21 protein-coding genes are annotated in these 24,234 nt (G+C 45.1%); 11 read left to right on the plus strand and 10 right to left on the minus strand.

What is annotated here, in order from left to right; translation table 11 throughout:
* Positions 1 to 457: 457 nt before the first annotated feature.
* Complete coding sequence (locus C4S60_RS23480; RefSeq protein ID WP_160111316.1) at positions 458 to 631, plus strand: hypothetical protein; 174 nt, start codon at positions 458 to 460, stop codon at positions 629 to 631.
* Positions 632 to 715: 84 nt separating this feature from the next.
* Here the strand turns inward: C4S60_RS23480 and cra are convergent, their stop codons facing one another.
* A complete protein-coding gene (gene cra, locus C4S60_RS01580) occupies positions 716 to 1,693 on the minus strand; it encodes a catabolite repressor/activator (protein ID WP_103878561.1) in 978 nt (325 codons plus the stop codon).
* 291 nt (positions 1,694 to 1,984) lie between these two features.
* Between cra and fruB the strand changes: the two genes are divergently transcribed.
* The 4 genes from fruB to C4S60_RS01600 all read left to right on the plus strand — a co-directional run bounded on the left by fruB (position 1,985) and on the right by C4S60_RS01600 (position 6,649).
* Entirely contained in the window at positions 1,985 to 3,115 is a 1,131-nt protein-coding gene (gene fruB / locus C4S60_RS01585; protein ID WP_103878562.1) for a fused PTS fructose transporter subunit IIA/HPr protein, read from the plus strand.
* 10 nt (positions 3,116 to 3,125) lie between these two features.
* The gene (gene pfkB / locus C4S60_RS01590) at positions 3,126 to 4,070 is read left to right on the plus strand and encodes a 1-phosphofructokinase (protein WP_103878563.1); all 945 of its coding nucleotides are present in this window, start codon (positions 3,126 to 3,128) and stop codon (positions 4,068 to 4,070) included.
* A 65-nt stretch (positions 4,071 to 4,135) separates the two neighbouring features.
* Positions 4,136 to 5,872, plus strand: a complete 1,737-nt coding sequence (gene fruA, locus C4S60_RS01595; RefSeq protein ID WP_103878564.1) for a PTS fructose transporter subunit IIBC — start codon at positions 4,136 to 4,138, stop codon at positions 5,870 to 5,872.
* 195 nt (positions 5,873 to 6,067) lie between these two features.
* Positions 6,068 to 6,649 carry a mechanosensitive ion channel family protein gene (locus tag C4S60_RS01600; RefSeq protein WP_103878565.1) on the plus strand — a complete coding sequence of 194 codons (582 nt, stop codon included), beginning with the start codon at positions 6,068 to 6,070 and terminating at the stop codon, positions 6,647 to 6,649.
* Between the two features lie 4 nt (positions 6,650 to 6,653).
* Here the strand turns inward: C4S60_RS01600 and C4S60_RS01605 are convergent, their stop codons facing one another.
* The 4 genes from C4S60_RS01605 to C4S60_RS01620 form a co-directional block, all read right to left on the minus strand.
* Complete coding sequence (locus tag C4S60_RS01605; protein WP_103878566.1) at positions 6,654 to 7,700, minus strand: S1 family peptidase; 1,047 nt, start codon at positions 7,698 to 7,700, stop codon at positions 6,654 to 6,656.
* A gap of 164 nt (positions 7,701 to 7,864) precedes the next feature.
* Positions 7,865 to 8,944 (minus strand): S1 family peptidase, encoded by a 1,080-nt coding sequence (locus tag C4S60_RS01610; protein WP_160111317.1) that lies wholly within the window; start codon positions 8,942 to 8,944, stop codon positions 7,865 to 7,867.
* Positions 8,945 to 9,164: 220 nt separating this feature from the next.
* Positions 9,165 to 10,298, minus strand: a complete 1,134-nt coding sequence (gcvT, locus tag C4S60_RS01615; RefSeq protein WP_103878568.1) for a glycine cleavage system aminomethyltransferase GcvT — start codon at positions 10,296 to 10,298, stop codon at positions 9,165 to 9,167.
* Positions 10,299 to 10,691: 393 nt separating this feature from the next.
* Entirely contained in the window at positions 10,692 to 11,315 is a 624-nt protein-coding gene (locus C4S60_RS01620; RefSeq protein WP_103878569.1) for a helix-turn-helix domain-containing protein, read from the minus strand.
* Positions 11,316 to 11,708: 393 nt separating this feature from the next.
* On the opposite strand from C4S60_RS01620, the gene C4S60_RS01625 reads away from it, so the two are divergent.
* From C4S60_RS01625 to gcvP, 3 genes are all read left to right on the plus strand, one after another.
* Positions 11,709 to 13,016 (plus strand): serine hydroxymethyltransferase, encoded by a 1,308-nt coding sequence (locus tag C4S60_RS01625; RefSeq protein WP_103878570.1) that lies wholly within the window; start codon positions 11,709 to 11,711, stop codon positions 13,014 to 13,016.
* A 34-nt stretch (positions 13,017 to 13,050) separates the two neighbouring features.
* The gene (gene gcvH, locus C4S60_RS01630) at positions 13,051 to 13,431 is read left to right on the plus strand and encodes a glycine cleavage system protein GcvH (protein ID WP_103878571.1); all 381 of its coding nucleotides are present in this window, start codon (positions 13,051 to 13,053) and stop codon (positions 13,429 to 13,431) included.
* An 85-nt stretch (positions 13,432 to 13,516) separates the two neighbouring features.
* Positions 13,517 to 16,381, plus strand: a complete 2,865-nt coding sequence (gene gcvP / locus C4S60_RS01635; protein WP_103878572.1) for an aminomethyl-transferring glycine dehydrogenase — start codon at positions 13,517 to 13,519, stop codon at positions 16,379 to 16,381.
* Between the two features lie 311 nt (positions 16,382 to 16,692).
* Here gcvP and C4S60_RS01640 read toward each other — a convergent pair whose 3' ends face one another.
* The 4 genes from C4S60_RS01640 to C4S60_RS01655 all read right to left on the minus strand — a co-directional run bounded on the left by C4S60_RS01640 (position 16,693) and on the right by C4S60_RS01655 (position 20,462).
* On the minus strand, positions 16,693 to 17,157 hold the full coding sequence (locus tag C4S60_RS01640; RefSeq protein ID WP_103878573.1) for a GNAT family N-acetyltransferase: 465 nt from the start codon (positions 17,155 to 17,157) through the stop codon (positions 16,693 to 16,695).
* A 53-nt stretch (positions 17,158 to 17,210) separates the two neighbouring features.
* Positions 17,211 to 18,254, minus strand: a complete 1,044-nt coding sequence (locus C4S60_RS01645; protein WP_244182987.1) for an alpha/beta fold hydrolase — start codon at positions 18,252 to 18,254, stop codon at positions 17,211 to 17,213.
* 4 nt (positions 18,255 to 18,258) lie between these two features.
* Complete coding sequence (locus tag C4S60_RS01650) at positions 18,259 to 19,125, minus strand: AraC family transcriptional regulator (RefSeq protein WP_103878574.1); 867 nt, start codon at positions 19,123 to 19,125, stop codon at positions 18,259 to 18,261.
* Between the two features lie 159 nt (positions 19,126 to 19,284).
* Positions 19,285 to 20,462, minus strand: a protein-coding gene (locus C4S60_RS01655; RefSeq protein WP_103878575.1) for an IS3 family transposase whose coding sequence is annotated in 2 segments (ribosomal slippage) — positions 19,285 to 20,204 and positions 20,204 to 20,462 — 1,179 coding nt in all. Because the reading frame shifts where the segments join, the coding sequence is not laid out codon by codon here.
* 398 nt (positions 20,463 to 20,860) lie between these two features.
* On the opposite strand from C4S60_RS01655, the gene arsB reads away from it, so the two are divergent.
* Positions 20,861 to 22,057 carry an ACR3 family arsenite efflux transporter gene (gene arsB, locus C4S60_RS01660; RefSeq protein ID WP_103878576.1) on the plus strand — a complete coding sequence of 399 codons (1,197 nt, stop codon included), beginning with the start codon at positions 20,861 to 20,863 and terminating at the stop codon, positions 22,055 to 22,057.
* 296 nt (positions 22,058 to 22,353) lie between these two features.
* On the opposite strand, the gene C4S60_RS01670 is transcribed toward arsB, so the two are convergent.
* Positions 22,354 to 22,848 (minus strand): YcxB family protein, encoded by a 495-nt coding sequence (locus C4S60_RS01670; protein WP_103878578.1) that lies wholly within the window; start codon positions 22,846 to 22,848, stop codon positions 22,354 to 22,356.
* 278 nt (positions 22,849 to 23,126) lie between these two features.
* On the opposite strand from C4S60_RS01670, the gene C4S60_RS01675 reads away from it, so the two are divergent.
* Together C4S60_RS01675 and C4S60_RS01680 are read left to right on the plus strand one after the other, a co-directional pair.
* Entirely contained in the window at positions 23,127 to 23,642 is a 516-nt protein-coding gene (locus tag C4S60_RS01675; RefSeq protein ID WP_103878579.1) for an RNA methyltransferase, read from the plus strand.
* A 107-nt stretch (positions 23,643 to 23,749) separates the two neighbouring features.
* Complete coding sequence (locus C4S60_RS01680) at positions 23,750 to 24,163, plus strand: VF530 family protein (protein ID WP_167390947.1); 414 nt, start codon at positions 23,750 to 23,752, stop codon at positions 24,161 to 24,163.
* Positions 24,164 to 24,234: the final 71 nt, after the last annotated feature.

The raw sequence follows: 24,234 nt of genomic DNA on the forward strand, positions 1-24,234 counted from the left end.
GCAATAACGAGCTTTTTACATGCGTAGTTAAGTCATAACCCGTTGAAAAGGAGGTTCATAACTTACTACTCTTCCTAAGATCAAACCGAGACCGTTAACAAGTATCTCACTGATACCAGTTGGACTCTCCCTAAAATCAGACACTCCTGGCGGTATTGAACCCTCCCCCCCAAATAGCATCCACATAATAATACCTCCATGGAACGATGAAAGACTAATCCTACGAAAGGAACAGACAATAACGAATGACTAACCACTATACTCAAGTGACCTCAAGATGCAGGACTCAGAGCTTCATCAAGGTGTTCAGTTCAGGGAAAATAGTTGAGTATATAGGCTTGTGCGTTCAATTACTCATCACCCAAATCACCCACGGTTGTATCACTAACCCTTTCAATCTATGATGATTACCAAATAATTAACAAAACAAAAGCCTTAGGGATTAGGAGTGGTCGACATGAAAAAGTTTCAGGCATTATTGGCATTGGGCGCCTTGGTTGTTATTGCAGGTTGTGCTCCATCGAACGAGTATCGCAACAATCAGGAAATTGGTGCCAAAATGGAAGAAGAAGCACAGCGAGAAAAACAAATTTGTACCGCGTTGGGTGACATCAATTGTGCTCAGCAATAAATTGAATATCGAGTTGTTAAATAAACCACTATGAGTCGAATCGTCACTCTCGAAATAGATATATTTCGGGAGTGAACTTATAGGCTAGCGGATACGTATTTTTCTGGGAATGAGCTCGACACCTGGATTATAGCGCTTGGCCGAGGCATTAAGAGCGAGTTCCAGAGCACTATCGCAAATCACCTCAAATTGCTGAGGCAGTGAATTGATCTTAATTGGCAAAAAATCCAACAATCTATTATCACCGAATGTCGCCAGTTTCACTGTGCTCATCAGATCAGGTTTCTCAATCAGTACATCGAGCACGCCTTCCAGCAGCGTGTATGATGTCGTCACTATCGCATCGGGCACCTTACCCTGCTCCACCCACATAGAAAACAAACGTTTCCCTTCTTCATTATTAAAGTGCTCTCCGTAACACACCTCCGTTTTCAGACCCGCGTCTTTTACTGCCGCCTCAAACCCGAGATGCCGCTCACGGGAGATATTCAAATCTGGTAACGCTCCAATGAGACCGACGGTATGTGTTGAAGTGTCGATCACTGAGTTAGTGAGTTCAAATGCTGCGCCATAGTCTTCGCTGATCACGCAACTGAAGTGTTCATCATCGAGTGAACGGTCAATAGCAATGACCGGTGTTCCTCTTTGCTGTACGGAGAGGTAATAGTCGCTGGCATCGGTAATGGCACTGGCAACAAAAAGCGCATCAATTCGACGAGAGACCAGCGCATCAACAACCAGTTTCTCTGTTTCTGGGTCGTCATCAGAACAACCAATCAATATCTGAAAACCCGCTTTACGAGAATTCTGTTCAAGCAACTTGGCTATGCGGGCGTAACTGGTGTTTTCCAAATCTGGAATGATCAGTCCAAATGAACGGCTGTGCCCTGCTCGCAAAGATGACGCTGCATGGTCAGGCTTATAGTTGTGCTGCTCAACCACCGCCATTACCTTTTTTTGGGTTTTTTCAGAAATACGATACTTCTGTGCTTTACCGTTGATTACATAGCTTGCCGTGGTCTTAGAAACCCCAGCGAGTTTCGCAATTTCATCTAACGTCATAACTCGATCCTTTTTGTGCGATGGATCATATAAATGAATTCCAACTTAACTGACAAGTTGAATTATAAGCTGAATCGGTTCAGTATAAAAGCTGAAAGGATTCAGCAAAGTTCACAATTTTGATAACTGCCCTATATTTGCTCAAGAATCGTAAAAATTGGGGTGTCGTGGCAGCAAAACCAACACTGTGATACGGTTTGCTGAATTTTTTTAAGAATTTGCTGAATCGATTCAGTTTTGCATTAAAGCAAATGAGTCGGTTCAAAATGAGAACAAAGTGGGTGAGCTAATATGCTTCAACTAAACAATAGCAACATCAAACTAAATCAATCATCAAACGACAAACTCAGCGCGATCAAAGTCATCGCAGCAGACCTTACTGAAAAGGGACTGGTACAACAAGGTTACGTAGAAGGCATGCTGAACCGTGAGGGTCAGAACTCGACTTTCCTGGGAAACGGCATTGCTATCCCACACGGCACCACCGACACACGCGATCTCGTTAAAGAAACAGGTGTAGCAGTTCACCATTTCCCTAATGGTGTGGACTGGGGTGATGGTAATACCGCTTACGTTGCCATTGGTATTGCAGCTAAGTCGGATGAACACTTAGGCATCCTCAAGCAGCTTACCAAGGTACTATCGGCAGATGGCGTAGAAGAGAAATTGAAACAAGCTAAGTCAGCCAATGAAATCATTGCGCTACTTAATGGTGACGTTCAACTCGAAGCAGACTTTGATGCCTCTTTAATCCAACTGAACTTTCCGGCCAGTGACATGGTACAGATGGCTGCAGTTGCGGGTGGACTTCTAAAAAACACCGGTGGTGCGGGCTCAGAGTTTGTCGCTGATCTTGTCACTAAGTCTCCCACTCACTTAGGTAAAGGCGTGTGGCTAGTCAGCAGCGACAAAGCGGTAACACGTACAGGTATGGCGTTTGTGTCTACCATCAATCAGTGTGAACTGGATGGAACACCGGTCCAGGCTTTGATTGCGTTTGCTGCTTGTAACAACGCACATGCACCAATACTGAACAAAATCACTGAACTGGTTTTCAAACAGGAACAAGACTCTTTGCTGTCACTGTCTGCCGAACAGGTTCTGGCTTTCTTTACTGGTGAAGATATCGCCACAGAAACAGCGACTGATAACGTTGCCGTATTCAAGATTAAGAATTCGCATGGTCTGCACGCTCGTCCGGGAGCCATGCTAGTCGCGGAAGCAAAGAAATTTGAATCCGCTATCAAAGTTTCAAACCTGAACGGTGATGGCAAGGCTGTGAATGCTAAGAGCCTGATGAAAGTGATTGCACTTGGTGTTAAGCACGGTCATGAGTTGCAATTTACCGCTGAAGGCCCGGATGCAGCACAAGCACTACAGTCTATTGGCAGCGCTATTGCTTCCGGCTTGGGTGAAGGTTGAGGGGCACGTTATGACAGCTCAAACGAATAAAGCGGTAACCATTACTCTCAACCCTGCCCTTGATCTCACCGGCAGTTTAGAGACTCTGAACAAAGGCTCAGTGAGTCTGGTCAATCAGGGCTCACTGCATGCTGCAGGTAAAGGCGTCAATGTGGCAAGGGTACTCAGTGACTTAGGCGCGGAGATCACCGTCACGGGTTTCCTAGGAACCGATAACCAGGAGCTTTTCTGCCAGCTTTTTGATGAGTTAGGCACAAAAGACGAGTTCGTACGTGTTCCGGGCTCCACTCGCATTAACGTAAAGCTCGTGGAAGATAATGGCGAAGTCAGTGACATCAACTTCCCTGGCGTTGAAGTTACCGAACAAGCAATAGTCCAATTTGAAGCAACACTGAACAATCTCATGGTTGACCATGATTACTTCGTATTTGCCGGTAGCCTGCCTAGGGGCATCAGCGCTGAGCAATGCGCTACATGGATTGATCACCTGCAGCAAAACGGCAAGCGTGTCTTATTTGACAGCAGCAGAGATGCACTCACCAAGGGTCTGGAATCCAAACCGTGGTTAATCAAGCCCAATGACGAAGAATTATCCCAGTTCGTAGGGCGTCACCTGTCAACTCAAGAGCAGTGTTTGGAAGCGGCAGAAACATTGTCGGATAAAGGTATTGCAAACATTGTGGTATCGATGGGTGCAGAAGGTGTGCTGTGGCTTGAAAACAATCAGTGGCTACAGGCAAAACCACCAAGAATGGACGTCGTGAGTACCGTGGGTGCTGGCGATACTCTGGTTGCAGGACTTTGTTGGGGTCACATGCAATCACTTATGAAAGAAGAATTACTCTCCTTTGCAACTGCACTCTCAGCCTTGGCTGTCAGCCAGGTAGGCGTGGGTGTGCCATGCATTGAAGAAGTTAAATCCCTACAACAACAAATACAAATTACTAGAGCTTAGCTGCTAATTATCAGAGTCTCAGATTCTGATTCTGCGTGGCATTAATGGACACAAAGGTCGAACCTATGAAAATTTCAATTATTACAGCCTGCCCTAGTGGGGTAGCAAACAGCATTATCGCAGCCGGATTGCTCGATCAAGCGGCCAAAGCACTTGGACACGATGCCACTATCGAATGTCACTCAAGTGTTGTTGAAACACAAACACTGACTGACGCGCAGATCGCTGAATCGGAAGTGGTGATTGTTGCCGCAAACGCTCCTGTGGATACACAGCGCCTGGTCGGCAAAAAGGTCTATCAAGCAAGCATTTCTGAGTGCACTACTGATCCTAAAGCGTTCCTGGCTAACGCAATCGAAAAGGCCTCAGAGCTAACGGAAGGCACATCGGTTGCTCCGGTTGCGGCTGAACAAACCGGTGGCTCGAAGAAAATCGTCGCTATCACCGCTTGCCCAACAGGTGTTGCGCACACCTTCATGGCTGCAGAAGCACTGGAAGAGCACGGTAAGCGTCTTGGTCACACAATTAAAGTGGAAACTCGCGGTTCTGTAGGTGCGAAAAACCAACTGACTGCTCAAGAGATTGCCGATGCTGACCTGGTTATCATCGCCGCTGACATTGAAGTACCGCTTGACCGCTTCGACGGTAAACCTCTTTATAAGACCAGTACAGGTCTTGCGCTTAAGAAGACCGAGCAAGAAATCAATAAAGCCTTCTCTGCCGCAACAACTTATGCCCACACTGGTGGCAATAACCAAACTAGCGCAACAGATGAGAAGAAAGGCGTTTATAAACACCTAATGACTGGCGTATCTCACATGCTACCTGTTGTTGTGGCGGGTGGTTTGATCATCGCTCTGTCGTTCGTATTCGGTATCGAAGCCTTTAAAGAAGAAGGCACGCTGGCGGCTGCGCTTATGACCATCGGCGGTGGCAGCGCATTTGCTCTGATGATTCCTGTATTAGCTGGTTTCATTGCCTTCTCAATCGCGGACCGTCCGGGTCTTGCACCTGGCCTAATCGGCGGTATGCTGGCTAGCTCTACTGGCGCAGGTTTCCTAGGTGGTATCGCCGCCGGTTTCATTGCGGGTTACTCAGCGAAGCTGATTGCTGACAAAGTGTCTCTGCCACAATCAATGGAAGCACTTAAACCTATTTTGATCATTCCATTCCTGGCAAGTTTGTTTACCGGTCTGGTTATGATCTACATCGTAGGTGGACCTGTTGCAGGCATTATGGCTGCGATGACCGACTTCCTGAACAACATGGGCAGCGCTAACGCAGTACTTCTGGGTATTATCCTTGGTGCAATGATGTGTTTCGACCTTGGTGGTCCTGTCAACAAGGCAGCATACACGTTTGGTGTTGGTCTACTGGCTTCTCAAACGTACGCGCCAATGGCGGCGATCATGGCGGCTGGTATGGTTCCTGCGCTAGGTATGGGCTTGGCAACGTTCCTGGCTAAAGACAAGTTCGAAGCGGGCGAGCGTGAAGCAGGTAAAGCATCCTTTGTATTGGGTATGTGCTTCATTTCTGAAGGTGCAATTCCATTCGCAGCAAAAGATCCAATGCGTGTTATTCCATCATGCATGATTGGTGGTGCACTGACAGGTGCTCTGTCTATGCTAATTGGTGCGAAGCTGATGGCTCCACACGGTGGCCTGTTTGTACTACTGATTCCAGGTGCTATCTCTCCTGTTCTTATGTATCTGGTCGCGATTGCAGCAGGTACCGCAGTGACAGGCTTCACCTATGCTTTCCTCAAGCGCCGCGAAGAAAGCAAACAAGTTGTAACGGCTTAACTGTCAGCAACTGAACTAACCTAAAGTCCAGATGGGGCCTTCCCATCTGGCAGTATGCCACCCCCAAAACCGGCATTTTTAGCGCTGTCCTCGCAGCGCTTTTTTCATGCTAGCCTGCTGTAATTGCTTGCATTAGTACCGAGATCGATTCATATTCCAGATACGTTTTCTCAGCAAGTCAGTGACAAGCTCAGCATGGAACAACTTATCAATATCGCCCACTCTCTCCCACGAACACTCTCTGTTCAGATCATTATGGCGCTTGTTCTGCTTACCGGGTATTACACGCTGTCTAAGTTGGTAAATGGCTGGATAAAACATCTGGCAGAGACCAAAAATGTCTCTGCTGCACGCAGCAGCTTTATTCGCAGAACGTTTAACATCATCTTCGCATTTCTGTTTGTGGCCGTATTCTCGATCACAATTGGTATTGGTTACGGTGATTTGTCTCTGTTCTTCTCGTCAGTGTTTGCCGTTCTGGGCGTCGCTCTATTCGCGCAATGGTCCATGTTGAGTAACATTACCGCTAGTTTTCTGATCTTTTTTGTCTTCCCGTATCGCGTGGGTGATCGTATCAAGGTCGTAGATAAAGATGAGGACATCTCCGGGGTCATTCAGGATATCCGTATGTTCCATGTCCTCATCAAACATGAAAACGGCAACCTAATCACTTACCCAAACAGCCTGATGCTGCAAAAAAGCGTCATTAAACTCGCAGCAAAGAAAAAGCCGAGCAGTAAGGCTCGACTTTATACACGCGTTAGAAAACGCTCTTAAGGGCCTAAGAACGCCTTAACAGATTCCGGTAGCTCGCTACCAGCAACAAGACTAAACCCAGGTACCAGGAGAGTGACCCACCGCCTCCTCCTCCTGAAGACGTAGTGGAGATGTTTTCATCGGTATAAAATATTCCCCCATACATTTCGAGGTAGTCAGTGCGCGCTTTTTCATCGGAAACAATATAAGGTGACACCTGCCCTGCTAATACAGCATCGATCCAATCCGCATAGTCGACTATTTCGGTGTAGACGGCGGTAACTGCTGAAGTAGGATCGCCACAAGTTGCCGGACCAAAACTCGTTATCCCAACCTGTTGATAAACGCCGTTGCGCTGCCAATATATTGGCCCACCGGAATCACCCTGGCAGGTACCTGCTTTCAGTCCCGTGGTCGCGCTTTTCTCGCCACTAAAGCAGACCTGATTATCCGTGAGATTATCCCCATTGAGAAAATTTGCCGAGCACTGTGAGTTTGATACCCAGAAGAGATCCGCTTTTTGCAGTATTGGTGTGGCATCGTATCCTGAACTGGTGTTGCCGTGTCCCACAGCGACAAAGGTTTCGGTCGTGGTTCGGTAACTTTGTGTGGTCACACGCTGTACCGCAGTGCCGCTGGACGCTGAAGATTCCAGTTTGAGAATTGCAATATCGTTGGGTAATAACAGGTTTATGTTGTTCACAAATCCAGGGTGAATATAGACTTCAACCACCCTTCTTCGGTCCGTATTGAGAAAATCCCTTTCACTTTCCAGCATGGATACCGCAGAAGTAAATAGCAGCGTAGCCAGATCTCCCTGCACACAGTGTGCCGCCGTCATCACATACCGACTATCGAGCAACGTAGCGCCACAGTAGGCCCTGGCCGAATATCTGCCATCATATTCAATCGAGTCGAGGTAAAGGCTGACAAATGAAGAGAAGTCGTTAATCGAGGCATCCTCGCCATTGACGATCATGGGAGCGACATCGATATCTGACGATTTTGCAGGTAAAGACAGAGTCAGACAAAGGAATACAACAAAGGCGTAACCGGAAAGCGATTTGAACATGAGAAGATCTCCTTTCCTAACTATTCCCGTCAGCGGCCCACAAGGGCCATATTGCTCCTAGTAGTATAGGGCGAATAACAGTATAGGGCGAACAGAAGTATAGGGTGAAACCTTACGCTTCGCGGAAATCTTCTCTAGTACTTTTGAATGAGCTTATGTGGTGCTTATTTCAGGTGCCAGCGACGCTTCCACGCGAGGCCACCAAGCAGTATTAACAGGCCCCAATGTAACGAACCACCGCCACTTCCGGAGTCTGAACCGTCAGGTTGGCTATTATCTGTCTTTGGTTCACCGGTGTCTTCCTCTTCAATTCGATAGCCAAGACTCTTCAGGTAACTCTTGCGCAATTCATCGGTCGAAATATAAGTAGGGTCTTCCTGGCCATTGAGCACTCGCTGTATCCAGTCGCTGTAGTCTGCGATTTCTGTAAAGACAGACGTTACTGCACGATCTTTATCACCACAGGGTACAGGACCAAAACTGGTAATACCGACCTGAACCTGAGTGCCATTGTTGTCCCAATATATTGGACCACCGGAATCTCCCTGACAGGTTCCGGCTAACAGTTCGGTTGCTTCACTGTAGTCACCAGTAAAACATATTTGCTTGTCTGTTAAATAGTAGCCATCTGTAAAGTCACCGGCACAGACCAGGTTATCAACCCAAGTTAAGTTGACCTTTTGCAGCACATCAAACGCATCATACCCATACTCTGTATTACCGTGACCAACGGCGGTAAACGTGCTGTCTGCACTTCGATAGCTCTCATCTGTAGGAATCTGAATCGGACTACCAATACTCAGAGGGTTGGCAAGTTGTAGAATAGCAATATCATTAGGCACCAGACGATAGATATCATCGTTGTAGTCACTGGGATGATAGATAGCGACCACACGCTGCTTCTCAGCATTCGGATAATCCGATTCGTACTGAAGATTAGGCGCGACCATCGTTAGCAACTGAGCATCATCACTGCCATAGATACAATGAGCCGCCGTAAGCACATATTCGTCACTCAGTAATGTACCGCCACAGTAAGGCGTGGACATGTAGTTCAGTCCGTATTCCTCTGCATCCAGAAACAGACTGACAAAAGAGGGGTAATCACTGGTCTCAGCGCGGCTTCCATTCACAATATAAGGTGAAATGTCTAGTGCCTGAGACTCAGCTTGTTCCGCTAATGAATTAAAAGCTAACAGCAATAAAGCAAGCGCCGCGTAACGCTTGGTAAAAAACTGGATCACCGGACAGTTACTCCTTATCTACTATCATACAACACCAATTTCATGCGCTATTGATATCACTCCCCCTCAACACATGCAAATCACATTGCCGTTTCATCGGCTGAGCTCTCAATACGCCCGCCAAAGAATAACAATATGCTCATTATTCCGGCATTTCTAACATCATTAGAAACAAAAAAGCACCGCGTTGTGCGGTGCTTTCACTCATCAAATCGGGTCGTTAGCCACGATAGTAACGCTGAGGAACAAATGGCATTTTCTCTACTGTCATTGCAAGCTTCTTACCACGAACATCAGCAAACACTTCAGTACCAATTGCCGCGAATTCAGTCGCGACATACGCCATTGATACCGGTTTGCCCGCTGTAGGCCCCGCAGTACCACTGGTCACAATACCAATTTCGTTGTCGTTGGCATCAAACAACTTCGCACCTTCACGAACTGGCGCTTTAGTTTGACCAACGAGACCAACACGCTTGCGTGCGACGTCTTTGGTTTCGATTTGCTTAAGGATAATATCTGCGCCTGGGAAGCCACCAGCACGCTCACCATCAGTACGACGAACTTTTTGAATGCCCCAAAGAAGGCTTGCTTCAACAGGGGTTGTTGTTGTGTCGAGATCGTGACCGTATAGACATAGACCACACTCGAGACGAAGTGAGTCACGAGCGCCCAGACCAATCCATTCGACTTCTTCAAAATCAGTCAGTGTTTTTGCCAATGCTTCTGCACTTTCAGACGGTACAGAGATCTCATAGCCATCTTCACCCGTGTAACCAGAACGACTAACGATGCATTCAACACCATTGATATCTAACTTTCTGACATCCATGAATAGCATGTCGGCAACTTCAGGTTGAATACGTGCCAGGACTTCAGCCGCTTTAGGGCCTTGCAACGCTAGCAACGCACGGTCTTCAATCACTTCCATTTCCACACCATCAGTAAGGTGTGCTTCTAAATGAGTAATATCCTGCTGTTTGCACGCTGCGTTCACAACCACAAACAAATGATCGCCAAGATTAGCAACCATCAAGTCATCCATGATCCCGCCTTCTTCATTGGTAAAGAAAGCATAGCGCTGCTTACCTTCTGGCAGGTCAACAATATCGACCGGAACCAATGACTCGAGAATCTTCGCCGCGTTCTCTCCGTATAGACGCACTTGTCCCATATGAGACACATCAAACAGACCTGCTGCATCACGACAATGTAAGTGCTCTTTCTTTACACCAAGTGGATACTGAACTGGCATATCATAGCCAGCAAAAGGAACCATTTTCGCCCCCACTTCCACATGTAATGCATGCAGTGGTGTTTTCAACAAATCCTGAGTCGCTTGTTCTTGAGCCATTGTATTCTCCATTGGGTTGGGCCGCATCACACTGCGCCCTGCTCCTAGTTCGGGGATGTCTAAATCCGTCATTCCTCTATTATCTACAATAGAAGAGAAATGGCGGAGTATGTGTTATCGCACCTTAACGTCTTGTTATCGACGCCTATACGAAGTGTGATTTTCGCTATCTGGAAATCTTGTTTCCTATAATAAACAAGAATGCGCCCATTTTTCATCTTTAACAAGATACAAACACTCAAAAATGTGACGTTTAACATTCCATTCACAGAATCGAGGGCAATAAAAAAGCACGTTTTCAACGAAGATTACGTCAAAAGCGTGCCTATTCAGAACTATTAAGGGCAAAAGCAATCGTTTGCCTTTATTATAAGAAACTCAACTGTTTGGCGATTATTTCGCCGTCACCCACAAAATTTGCGCGTCCTCTTCACTGGTAGAAATCAGCATATGCCCCATATTGGCATCGTAATAAACGCTGTCACCCGCAGACATGATCATCGGCTCATAGAACTCGGAGAAAAACTTAACTTCCCCCGAAAGTATCAACAAAAATTCTTCACCGTCATGTCGAACCCAGTCACCATACTCTTCAAAGGTTCGAGCACGAACTGTACTCTTAAAAGGCATCATTTTCTTATTCGATAATTGAGTAGCGAGAAGTTCATGCTCATAGGTCGGTGTGGGATGGGGTTTCCCCTCCCCTTTACGTGTGAAATCTCTTCGGCCTGTTGCTACCTTTTTCTTTGGTGGTTCAAATAGTTGTGGCATATCTATATGCAAACCAACTGCCAACTTCTGCATAGCCTGAAAGGTCGGTGAAATCTGCTCGTTTTCGATCTTACTCAAAGTCGAACGTGCAAGGCCTGTACGTTGACTGGCCTCTTCCAGTGTCAGCCCAAGTTTGGCACGAATGTCTTTTATGCGTTCACCCAACTTCAGAGGCTCAATATTTTCATCGCCAGCTTCTTTTGCCAGCGTCAATGATGGGTATTCATCATAGATGTCTTCAGACATACTTTCCCTCTTATCTTGTGACTTCCTTTGACTCATTTTCATTGTTGCATGAAGCGACTTCTACATTAAAGACTAAGTATAAAAATAAAGCGTGCTCTTGGTAACAATTTTGGAAACTCTGTTTCCTATAGGAAATTTTTGATTGATTGTTCGCGCCGAGAGAGGTATGTTATCGACTTGTTAGATGAAGAGATGCGTTTACGACATCAGGGTACTTTTTTTAATCACTAAATCCTGATTCGTTTTTTGAATGTTTTAGTCCTACTTATTTGGGACATTCTCGCGCTGCTACCCAGAACCAGATTTGAGTTCAAGCAGTACTAAGACAAGCCTCAATCAGTCCGCATAACAGGTTATAAAAGCCACTGATTGAACAATGGAAGGTTCACCGCCATGAATGCTCAGTACTTGAAAAGCTACCAAAATCACAGCTTAGAAAGCTTCTTCTCAACCAACCTGTCTGCGACAGACGACGCCGTATTCACCGGAATTCAGGCAGAGTTCGTTCGTCAAAATGATCAAATTGAGCTTATTGCTTCTGAAAACATCGTTTCGAAAGCAGTAATGCAAGCTCAGGGCACGTGCCTGACCAATAAATACGCAGAAGGTTACCCGAATCGCCGTTACTACGGTGGTTGTGAGCACGTAGATACCGTCGAAGCTATTGCTATCGAACGCGCAAAATCTCTTTTTAAGTGCGAGTACGCAAACGTTCAACCTCATTCGGGCGCTCAAGCAAATGGTGCAGTAAAACTGGCGCTGCTTCAGCCAGGTGACACCATCATGGGTATGTCACTTGATGCTGGTGGTCACTTAACTCACGGTGCGCGTCCGGCACTTTCTGGTAAGTGGTTTAATGCGGTTCAGTACGGCGTAGATAAAGACACACTAGAAATCAACTACGACGACGTTCGTGCTCTGGCCGTAGAACATAAACCAAAAATGATTATCGCAGGTGGTAGTGCGATTCCACGTGTCATTGATTTCGCTAAATTCCGTGAAATCGCTGACGAAGTGGGCGCTATTTTAATGGTAGACATGGCACACATTGCAGGTCTTATAGCGACAGGTGCTCACCCTAGCCCATTACCACATGCTCATGTAGTGACAACCACTACACACAAAACATTACGCGGCCCTCGCGGCGGCATGATCCTGACTAACCACGAAGACATCATCAAGAAGATTAATTCTGCGGTATTCCCGGGTCTTCAAGGTGGCCCTCTGATGCACGTCATTGCTGCGAAAGCCGTGGCATTTGGTGAAGCGCTTGGTCCTCAATTCTCAACTTATATCGATTCAGTGATCACTAACGCAAAAGTTCTCGCGGAAGTGTTGCAAACTCGCGGTTGTGACATTGTGACGGGCGGCACTGATACGCATCTGATGCTGGTTGATTTACGTCCAAAAGGGCTTAAAGGCAATAAGGCAGAAGAAGCGCTGGAGCGTGCGGGGATCACATGTAATAAAAATGGTATCCCTTTTGATACAGAAAAACCTATGATTACTTCTGGTATTCGCTTAGGGACGCCAGCCGGAACCACCCGTGGTTTTGGCACTGAAGAATTCAAACTCATCGGTGAGTGGATCGGCGATGTTCTGGACGGTCTGGTTGAAAACCCTGAGGGTAACCCAGAAGTCGAGCAGCGCGTTCGTAAAGAAGTGAAGGCACTGTGTGCTCGCTTCCCACTTTACACTTAAAGAACAAAACATCCTTAATTTTGGAGATAAAGCAATGGATAACACTTTGAAGTTTTCTGACAGCCACGAATGGGTACGTGACAACGGTGACGGTACTGTGACTATCGGTATTTCAGAGCACGCTCAAGAGATGTTGGGTGACGTAGTATTCGTAGACCTGCCAGAAGTTGAAGACGAAATCGAAGCAGGTGAGAGTTTCTCTCTGGTCGAGTCTGTTAAAGCGGCTTCTGACATTTACGCACCTGTTTCTGGCGAAATCGTAGAGATCAACGAAGAGCTAGAAGACAGCCCAGAGCTTATCAACGAAGAGTCTTATGAGGGCGGTTGGATTGTTAAGGTGAAAATGTCTGACGCATCTGAGCTAGACAACCTTAAGAGCGCAGAAGACTACCTAGCGTCTATCGAAGACGAGTAAGCAACACACTATGGTAAGCTGCCCGATATTGGGCAGCTTATTTTTTAAAGATCTCGCAGAAGATCTTTGAGAAGGTAAAGGAATCATGACTGAATTACTTCAAAGCCTAAGCACACAAAATGAATTTGTAGCGCGTCACAATGGGCCAAACAAATCAGACCAACAAAAAATGCTGGACGCGATTAACGTTCTCAACCTCGACACGCTGATCGAAGAGACTGTCCCAGCCCAAATCCGCCTGGAAACACCAATGACGCTTGACGCTCCAATGAGCGAAGCGGACATGCTGGTCGAAATGAAAAAATTCGCGGATTTAAACCAAGTTAAACGTACATTTATCGGTCAGGGTTACTACAACACCTTCACACCAAACGTTATTCTGCGAAATGTTTTGGAAAATCCAGGCTGGTATACCGCCTACACGCCATACCAACCTGAAATCTCTCAAGGTCGTTTAGAAGCGCTTCTGAACTATCAGCAAATGGTCATGGACCTGACTGGTATGGAAATCGCGAACGCCTCTCTACTTGACGAAGCGACTGCTGCAGCAGAAGCGATGACGCTATGTAAGCGTGCAGGTAAGAGCAAGAGCAAAGTCTTCTTCGTGGCAGACGATGTTCACCCACAAACGCTAGAAGTCGTGAAAACTCGCGCTGAGTTCATCGGTTTTGACGTTCAGGTAGGTTCTCTTGAATCTCTACCAGAGCAAGACGTATTTGGCGCGCTGGTTCAATACCCGGGTTCCACAGGTGAAGTTCGTGACCTAACGGACATCATCGCTGCCGCGCAAGCAAACAAAACACTGGTTACTGTTGCAACTGATCTACTTGCTTCTGCACTGCTTAAGCCAGCTGGTGAGATGGGCGCGGACGTTGTTATTGGCTCTGCACAACGCTTTGGCGTTCCAATGGGCTACGGTGGTCCACACGCTGCGTTCATGGCAACCAAAGACAAGCACAAGCGTACTATGCCAGGCCGCGTTATCGGTGTGTCTATCGATAGCAACGGTAATCAGGCACTGCGTATGGCAATGCAGACTCGTGAGCAACACATCCGCCGCGAGAAAGCGACATCTAACATCTGTACCGCTCAGGCTCTTCTAGCTAACATGGCTGCGTTTTATGCGGTATACCACGGTGAACAGGGTCTAAAGACTATCGCTCGCCGTACTCACCACATGACAGCGATTCTAGCGGCTGGTCTAACTAAAGCTGGCTATGAATTAGCGCATAACAGCTTCTTCGATACCATTACTGTCAACACCGGCGAAAATACAGACAAGCTGGTTCAAAAAGCACTGGCATCTGACATCAACCTTCGCAAACTTGAAGGTCAAATCGGTATCAGCTTCGATGAAACAACCACCATCGAAGACATCAACGTTCTGTTCGCTGTATTTGAAGTAAAAGAAAGCGTTGAAACGCTATCTTCAGAGATCGCAGGCAACGAGTTTGCTGCGATTCCTGAAAACTGCCGTCGTACTTCTCGCTACCTGACACACCCTGTGTTCAACACTCACCACAGTGAAACACAGATGATGCGTTACCTAAAACAGCTAGAGAACAAAGATTTCTCACTGACTCACGGCATGATCCCACTAGGCAGCTGCACCATGAAGCTAAACGCAGCCGCTGAGATGATCCCTGTGACGTGGCCAGAATTTGGCTCTATCCACCCATTCGCACCACTTGATCAAGCTGCAGGCTACACAGCTCTTGCGGATGACCTTAAGAAAAAGCTATGTGAAATCACAGGCTACGATGAGTTCTCTCTGCAGCCTAACTCAGGCGCATCAGGTGAGTACGCCGGCCTAATCGCGATTCAACGCTACCACGAGAGCCGTGGTGAAGGTCATCGTAACGTGTGTCTGATCCCAAGCTCTGCGCACGGTACTAACCCGGCAACGGCGTCTATGGTGTCGATGAAGGTAGTCGTTGTTAAGTGTGACGACAACGGCAACATCGATACTGATGACCTGGCAGCGAAAATCGAGAAGCACCGTGACAACCTATCAAGCATCATGATCACCTACCCTTCTACGCACGGCGTATACGAAGAGCACGTGAAAGAAGTGTGCGAGATGGTTCACGAAGCTGGCGGTCAGGTTTACCTGGATGGCGCGAACATGAACGCTCAGGTTGGTCTAACTAACCCAGGCTTCATCGGTTCAGACGTATCGCACCTTAACCTACACAAGACCTTCTGTATCCCACACGGTGGTGGCGGTCCAGGAATGGGGCCAATTGGTGTTAAATCACACCTGGCACCATTCCTACCAGGTCACATCGAAAACGGTGTGGAAGGCGAAGATTACGCTGTTTCTGCAGCCGACCTTGGCAGTGCTTCTATCCTACCAATCTCGTGGGCATACATCGCGATGATGGGTGAAGCAGGCCTAACGGATGCAACGAAAGTCGCTATCCTAAATGCAAACTACGTGATGGAGCGTCTACTTCCACACTACCCTGTTCTTTACCGTGGCACCAACGGCCGAGTAGCGCACGAATGTATTATCGACATTCGTCCGCTGAAAGAAGAAACAGGCATCAGCGAAGAGGATATCGCTAAGCGTCTAATGGACTACGGCTTCCACGCTCCAACTATGTCGTTCCCTGTTGCGGGCACACTAATGGTTGAGCCTACCGAGTCTGAAGACCTGGAAGAGCTAGACCGTTTCTGCGAAGCGATGATCGCTATTCGTGAAGAAATGACACAAGTTAAAGAAGGTGTTTGGCCACTAGATAACAACCCGCTTGTTAACGCGCCTCACACGCAAGTTGACCTTTCAAAAGAAGAATGGGACCGCCCATACTCTCGCGAACTAGGCTGCTTCCCATCTGCTCACCAACGCACTTGGAAGTACTGGCCAACGGTTAACCGTGTAAACAACGTGTACGGTGACCGCAATCTGATCTGTTCTTGTCCTTCGATTGAAAACTATGAGGATTAATGAAGTTTGTTGAGGATAATTAATTAAGTTGGTTAACGATTTAATGAAGATGGTTATCTTAATGAAGTTGGTTAATTCCTAATAGTTCAAAAGCGAACCCTTATAAGGTTCGCTTTTTGCTTTGTGGACCAAGCTATCTGGCGTTAATCAAATTGGAGGCTCACCAACTCGTAAATGGACAAAACCTTGTCAGTGAGTTTGCTAATTTAGTAACGGATAAATTAGTTCAGGTATGAGAAAATCACTTAACTGTGTGTTCAGGTTTAATAATACAAACCAACAACCATTTCTGTGAGATATTAGTCATTTTGTTAACTAATTTTTTCCATAACAAAGTTGGTCAATAGCAGCCCGTTCACTTCCATTTGCTGCTCTTTGACTACACGGAATCCGTAGCGTTCATAGAATGGTCGAGCAGTTAGACTAACTGCGGAGTAATAACGTGATACACCATTTAATCTCCCAATAGAGAATATATGCTCCATCAATGCTCTACCGACGCCAATACCTTGGTAATCTGCATGACAGAAAAAATGGTCAATATAGCCGTCTTGTTGTAAATCGGCGAAACCAACGACTTGACCATTTAGTTCGGCAATAAATGGCTTCATGTTATCGACTCGTTTTAGCCAAACATCCATATCAAAGTTAGCGGGAGCCCATGCTGTAACTTGTTCTGATGAGTAGTCACGGATGTTGATATTTCGAATGGTTTGAAATTTAAGCTCCCATGTTACATGTGCATCTTTTCTTTCGTAGTTTCGGATGGTTATCATGGTGTTGGCTACTGGTTACCTCTTAAGAGTGGCAATTTTACCGACTAACCATATTAGTGTATAGCAACTTCATGTTTAGTATGAGTTATCCATGAGCCAATATATTCAGATGCTTCTAGAATTATAGAGAAATGATTTTCTCCCTCAATTATCATTATTTCCTTATCAGCTTTTTTATTGCTATTTTCTTCTGCGAATCTAGTTACTTTTACTGGGTCAAACGCTTCATCTTTACTTCCAATCCACAGCCCAAACTGCTGTAAATCTGATAGTTGAGTATCAGGAGAATAAGGTGTTACTGAATTAGACATGTTGACAGTATTAAATGTCACTATTTCTGGATTTTTCTCTAAAATGCTTACTGGGAAGTTGAATTTCACCGCTTTCGAATGGCCTAAAAAAAGCCCTCCACTCAACGTATTTATCACAAAATCTGAAACATTTATTGTAGAAAATTCATATCCGCCATTTTTGCCTTCATCATAACTAGTTTCTGAACGAAAGCCAAAATATGGAGAAAGGAATACATATCCATCAATAGAGGCTCTTTGATCCCAACTGGAATAATTAAGCACAAGACCAGCTCCGCCTGAGTGTCCTCCTAAAAAGATAGGAAGGTTTGGATACTGAGCACGGACATGCTTAACCACTTCATTAATATCAGACCAAACTTGTTCATCACTAGGAGCATCACCTCTGTCGCCACCTGAACCTCCATGCCCTCTTAGATCTGGCATATACACGCCTATTTCAAATTCATCTCGTAACCCGACACCAATATGGTTATAGGTAAGTCCACTATGAGCCCCAGCACCATGATAAAATATCAAAATCGCTTTAGCTTGCTGCGGAAGGTAAGACCGAAATGCCAAGGAGGTGTCATCACTCGCCCGTATATACTCCAAAGGCATCAACTCCTTTCTATCAGCATTTTTTATCTCTTTAAGTGAAAAGAACTTCTCTTGTGGCTGTTCCAGTTGATTTGCATATGATTGTTTGGCATAAACAAAAATTGGTAAGAGCACTACAGTAATTGATAGAACAAAACTTAACCTCATCATTTCCCCTTTAATTTTCTTTATGTTGTAATAAATCATATGATTACTTCAAAGGCAGATAAATATCTGTAATTATTTCAGTCTCTGGAACATCTGGGAAAAAACTTACCCTTTCAAAAAACAAAGGATAATCACGTAACTCTTCTTCACTCTGCGGAAGCCACTCAGAATATAAGTAAGTTATAGTTTCACTAATGGTATCATCAGAACCAATATGCTTAATAACCGCACAACGTCCAGTTGGTATTATCTTTGTAATGACACCATATTCATTTTGTTTAACATCACTTTTAATTGAGGCACATATTTCACAGCGGTATTTATCTGGTTCAGTCACAGCAGGATCATCATAAACAATATTAAACGTTCTACTGACATTAGGTGATAAGTTGTTTTTTCTGCGCCAGTCAATGAATGAGTTAATAGTATTTCCAAGTAACTCTAGAGCACCGAGGTGCTCTAACGCTGCAACTTTAGTTTCACTGAAATTTACAATTTCAACGAGATGCGAATATTTATCTGATTTCATACGCTGAATTCTCAATTTCTTGAACTGTTGATATTTTTCATGCCATGAAGTCCATTGCGGCTGCTCTCTAAACTTGGATGGATTCTGACCAATAGACTGACTGAAAGCGCGAGAAAACGCTTCTGAACTTTCATAACCATTGGCAACGGCAATATCAACAACCTTCATATCCTTCTTAAAAGCCAATTGGTACGAAGCTCGCTTCATCCTAGCCTGTCTAATATAAGCAAATGCAGTTATGCCAAAGAGCGAAGAAAACTGCCGGTGAAAATGATACTTGGATAAACAGGCAATACGACTTAGCTTATCTACTGTTAGTTCTTCATCTAAGTGAGAATCTATGTAGTTTAGTAATTGATGAAAACGTTCTTGGTAATTCATTCTTTATAATAACCTTTAGACAAAACCTTCACGGCAACAACAAGTTACTCGTTTTCACCTGATGATACATGATGAAAGTTGCGGAGTTTCAACATGAGCACCAAAGGAAGCAAAAGGTGTGCGTTACTTCACGCAGCCTAAAGTTAAGCACTGTAGTGGTCAACTAAAATTGGCCACGGTTTTAGAGTTTTCCCAATATATTCGTTCTGACTCATTGGGAGTTAGACCACCGTTATACTGATGTGGTCTGAGTTGGCAGTAATATCCAATGATGTAGCGAGTGATCTCTTGTTGAGCCTTAGCAAAGCTACGATAACCCACCGTTGGCACCCATTCCGTTTTCAGACTTCTAAAGAAGCGCTCCATCGGCGCATTATCCCAGCAATTTCCTCGGCGAGATAAACTCTGCTTTATTTGAAAACGCCACAGTAATTGGCGGTATTTACGACTGGTATAGTGACTACCTTGATCGCTGTGGAACATGACACCTTTAGGCTTACCACGAGACTCATAAGCCATCGAAAGAGCTTTGCCTGTTAGCCTAGAATCAGGTGATAACGACATCGACCAACCAATCACTTTGCGGGCAAAAAGATCGATAACAACCGCTAAATACATCCACCGATTACCTGTCCAAATATACGTGACATCGCCTGACCAGACCTCATTTGGAGCGGTAACCGCAAACTGACGACCTAAGTGATTTGGAATTTCAATATGTTCTTTTGAAGCCTTTCTGTAACGATGCTTTGGTTCTTGGCAACTCACTAAACCAAGAGTTTTCATAAGCTTTGTTGCTCGGTATCGGCTCAGCTTTACGCCCTGATTTGTGACTATATCTGCAATGGTTCTCGCTCCCGCTGAACCATTGCTTACGGCGTGAGCCTCGCTAACCAAGCTGCGAAGTTTTACTGCTTCAGCATTGATTACCGTTGGGCGTTTATGCCAATAGTTATAACTACTTCGATGAACATTGAAGACTTCGCATAATGTTTTTATGCTGTAGCTCTGCTTGAGTTTCTTGATTATCAAGAATTGTACAGTGAGTCCGACATCAACAGAGCCGTAGCTTTTTTTAGTATTTCATTATGCTCTTCAAGGCGAGCCAGCTTCTTTTTTAATTCCCGAATTTCTATTTGCTCAGGGGTCATAGGTGAAGCTTTCGGTGCTTTCCCTTGACGCTCTTCTCTTAACTGGCGAACCCATTTATCCATCGTGGATTTACCCACATTCATGGCTTGGGCTGCTTCAGTCACTGAATAGTTCTGGTCTAGGACTAACTGCGCCGCTTCTAACTTAAATTCTGCGCTAAATAGTCGTCTTGTACGTTTTGTCATAATGTCACCTGTTAACTTATGAGGTGATGATATCACCTCTAACTAAGTGACCAAATTCACTATGCCACTACAGAATCAGCGATCACCGGTGAGGAGTATGCGGAAGCAAAAGCATTGTTAATAGAGCAGCGAAAAGTCCCTGAATTTTACAAATCAGAATAGTGTACTTTCACTTACCGTTATTAATGGTGATGAGACCTTTTTCGCTGCTTCATCCCACGGGGCGGTTATTAAAGAGAAGTTCCAAAGAAGTAGTGATTTGATACCGATAATCCCATACAAAAGTAAACTAATCGACCACGATATTTTCTTTGTATTCCATTACTATCAATCGATTAGCTTTAATTAAACTATACTTAGAGATACACATACGGATAAAGTCCCCACAAGGTTGACAGATGGTAAATATAGAAAAACCGACTCACGACCGAAAAATGACTAGTTTCTTTGAACGCTACCTGACGGTGTGGGTTGGATTATGTATTGTTATTGGTATCGCCCTTGGCAAGGTCGCTCCTGGACTTGCAAAAACGCTAGATGGCATGGCCATTTATGTTAACGGAGCACCAGTGGTTTCTATCCCCATCGCTATCTGTCTTTTTTTCATGATGTATCCAATCATGGTAAAAATAGATTTTGCTAGTGTCGTTAAAGCAGGAAAAAGTGGTAAACCAGTGTTCCTGACACTTTTTATTAACTGGTGCATTAAACCTTTTACTATGTATGCCATTGCCATGTTTTTCTTGGGGACCCTACTGAAAGGTTTTATCGGTGATGAGGCTATAGATCTGGTAAAAATGCCGTTTGGTCTTAACTTACCTGTTGGCGCTGCATATGGTGATGGAGTTGTTGTACTACAAGATGGGATAAAAATGCTTCAGATCCCTCTTTGGCGAAGCTATTTTGCTGGGTGCATTCTTTTAGGTATTGCACCTTGCACTGCTATGGTGTTGGTTTGGGGCTATCTGGCAAGAGGTAACGATGGCCTTACATTGGTAATGGTTGCAATTAACTCTCTGACCATGTTGGTTTTGTATGGGATTCTGGGAGGCTTGTTACTAGGCATAGGTAAACTTCCAGTACCATGGCAGGCATTACTCCTTTCCGTAGCTATTTACGTGGCTATGCCATTGGTTGTTGGTTATTTTTCCCGTAAATGGGTTATTAAACATAAAGGTGAAAAGTGGTTCAAAGAAAAATTTTTGCGCGTACTTACACCCATTACAATCGGTTCATTATTACTGACACTTGTGCTCCTATTTAGCTTTAAAGGTGAGACCATTCTGAATAATCCACTGACTATTCTTTGGATCTCTATCCCGCTTTTTATACAGACAGTGTTTATATTTGCTCTAGGATACTTCTCAGCCAGATTCCTAAATTTACGTTATGAGGATGCGGCACCTGCTGCAATGATCGGAGCATCAAATCATTTTGAAGTTGCAATTGCGACCTCCGTAATGATTTTCGGACTTTCATCAGGAGCTGCTCTGGCAACAGTAGTTGGCGTTCTAATTGAGGTACCAGTGATGTTAATGCTGGTTAGTATCTGCAAGCGTACTTCAGGATGGTTTACTACGGATAACTCTTTATAGTCAGTACAGGTATCTTTGGTATTGCAAGAGTATTCATTTTAAGTTTGCTTGGACAGATTTGGTATTTTGTATACTTCTGGGAGTTTTCGTGCATTGAAGCTGCGCGGTCTACCATTGGTAAAAGTCGGACTATTTTATAGCGGGGATTATCAGCGTTCTGTTGCGCAAGCTTGGAATGGGGCAAAAATCAGTTATCAAACTACATCAAGAGCTCATTTGTCAGGCTCTACAAATTTTAAAGCGAACCTCTTAGGGTTCGCTTTATCAATCTGAGCCTGAACGCAATAGAACAGATACTAGTTCCCTTTCGCCAGCGCGTGCTGCTCTACCATGAACGCAATCACTTCATCATTTAAGCAAGACTTACTGACATATTGACGCTGTTTACCCATATGAAGGATAAAACCTAAATCGCTTTGTTGAAGTTGGTCGATTTCACTCCATGCGATAGTACGATTGATCTTGCCACTTTTATAAGTCACGCCTTTGGCGTCAATCTTAAGCTCTACTTTACTGCCAGCACTCGAGCCAATATTCTGACGCCACACCCACCAGGTTCTTTTAAAGTAAACGCTTAGAGCCTCGACAAAACTCAAAACGATAAAGAACCAACCAACATAGCCGTTTGGCAGTAACTCAAACTTAACTAAAACCGAGCCAAAGAGAAGAAAAAGCGCAGCTTTGTAGTAGGATTTAGGGAACTCAGTTGGAGTACTAGTTTCATCGTAACACTCTGAAAAAAAAGCTTTGTCGAGGGTGTATTCTGTGGTGAATTCTTGGCTGTTGGACATATGTGGCTTCTTTGATGCTTTGTGTGAGTGTGTATCCGATGCTGCGACGTTGCAACTTGGGTATTGTATACCTTCTCTCGGCGTTTCTTTAGTTGTTTCAATTCATTTTTTGTAAATTAATGGTACCTAAGATAAGGGGAGTCAGGGGCTTTAAGTGAACGACTTAATAGAAATACCAACACCCAACCATAGAATTTTCGCCCTATTAGATCCATAATCCCCACCCAGATCAGAAGGTCTACCTCCGACCACCCAACGAATTAAGTAAAACTACAGCAATGACAACAGAGTCTAAGGTCATTATCGGCCTACATAACCCAAAGAGTCCAACCAATGTGGGCGCGGTGATGCGCGCAGCAGGATGTTATGACGCGAGTGAAGTGCGCTACAACGGTACGCGTTATAGTCGAGCGGTAAAATTCCAAACCGATACCCAAAACATTCAAGAGCGTATTGCTTTGGTGGAAAAACCAGTACTCACGACAGAGCTGGCAGATGATGTTGAAGTCGTTTGTGTCGAGTTTGCCGTAGGCGCAAGTTCTCTGCCTCACTTTGAGCATCCTGAAAAAGCCATCTATGTATTTGGCCCCGAAGACGGTTCTCTGCCGCAAGAGCTCGTGGATAGAGCACACCATGTAGTTTACGTGCCGACGAATGGATGTATGAACCTTGCAGCGACCGTTAATGTAGTCTTGTATGACCGATTGGCGAAGACAATAGGTACAATTGACGATCATCAGCAAGTGATTGCAAATCGAGACAATAAAAACCGTTTAAGAGTGAAAGCCGTTTGAGCACAACTATAATCACAGTATCACTATATAGCTCTGCAAGGCTTATAGATACCTCTACACTGCATACTTTGCTAAACTCCCCCCTTTGATGAGTGAGACCCCTAAAAATGATGACTGACGAAGAAAGAATCGAACTGCAACGAAACAACCCACTGCACGGGCTAAAGCTAGAAACCATGTTGCAAGAGTTAGTGGATTTTTATGGTTGGGACATTCTAGATACCGCTATGCGTTTCAACTGCTTTAACACCAAGCCTTCGATTGCGAGTAGCGTGAAGTATCTGAAGAAAACCGAATGGGCGAGAGAAAAGTTAGAGAACTTTTACCTGTATCGCTTTAAGCGTATGCCTCGAGCGAGCGCAGAAGAATATGACTTGCCACCAAGAGCGCGCACCTTCCCGCACGGTCTTGAACCTAAAGAGCCGATGCCGCTCACCGTAGATTCGATTTTGAAATCGCAGGCTAAAGCGGCTACAGCATTTAAGAAACGCTCAGGCCGTGGACGCCAAACGCGTCGATAGTAGCGCTATAGTGCTTTAAAACAAAAGATTGAAGTGAGAGGGCAAAACTGGCGTGCCCTCTCTCCCACCAA

The organism is Vibrio hangzhouensis (genome assembly GCF_900107935.1).
GTDB lineage: Bacteria > Pseudomonadota > Gammaproteobacteria > Enterobacterales > Vibrionaceae > Vibrio > Vibrio hangzhouensis.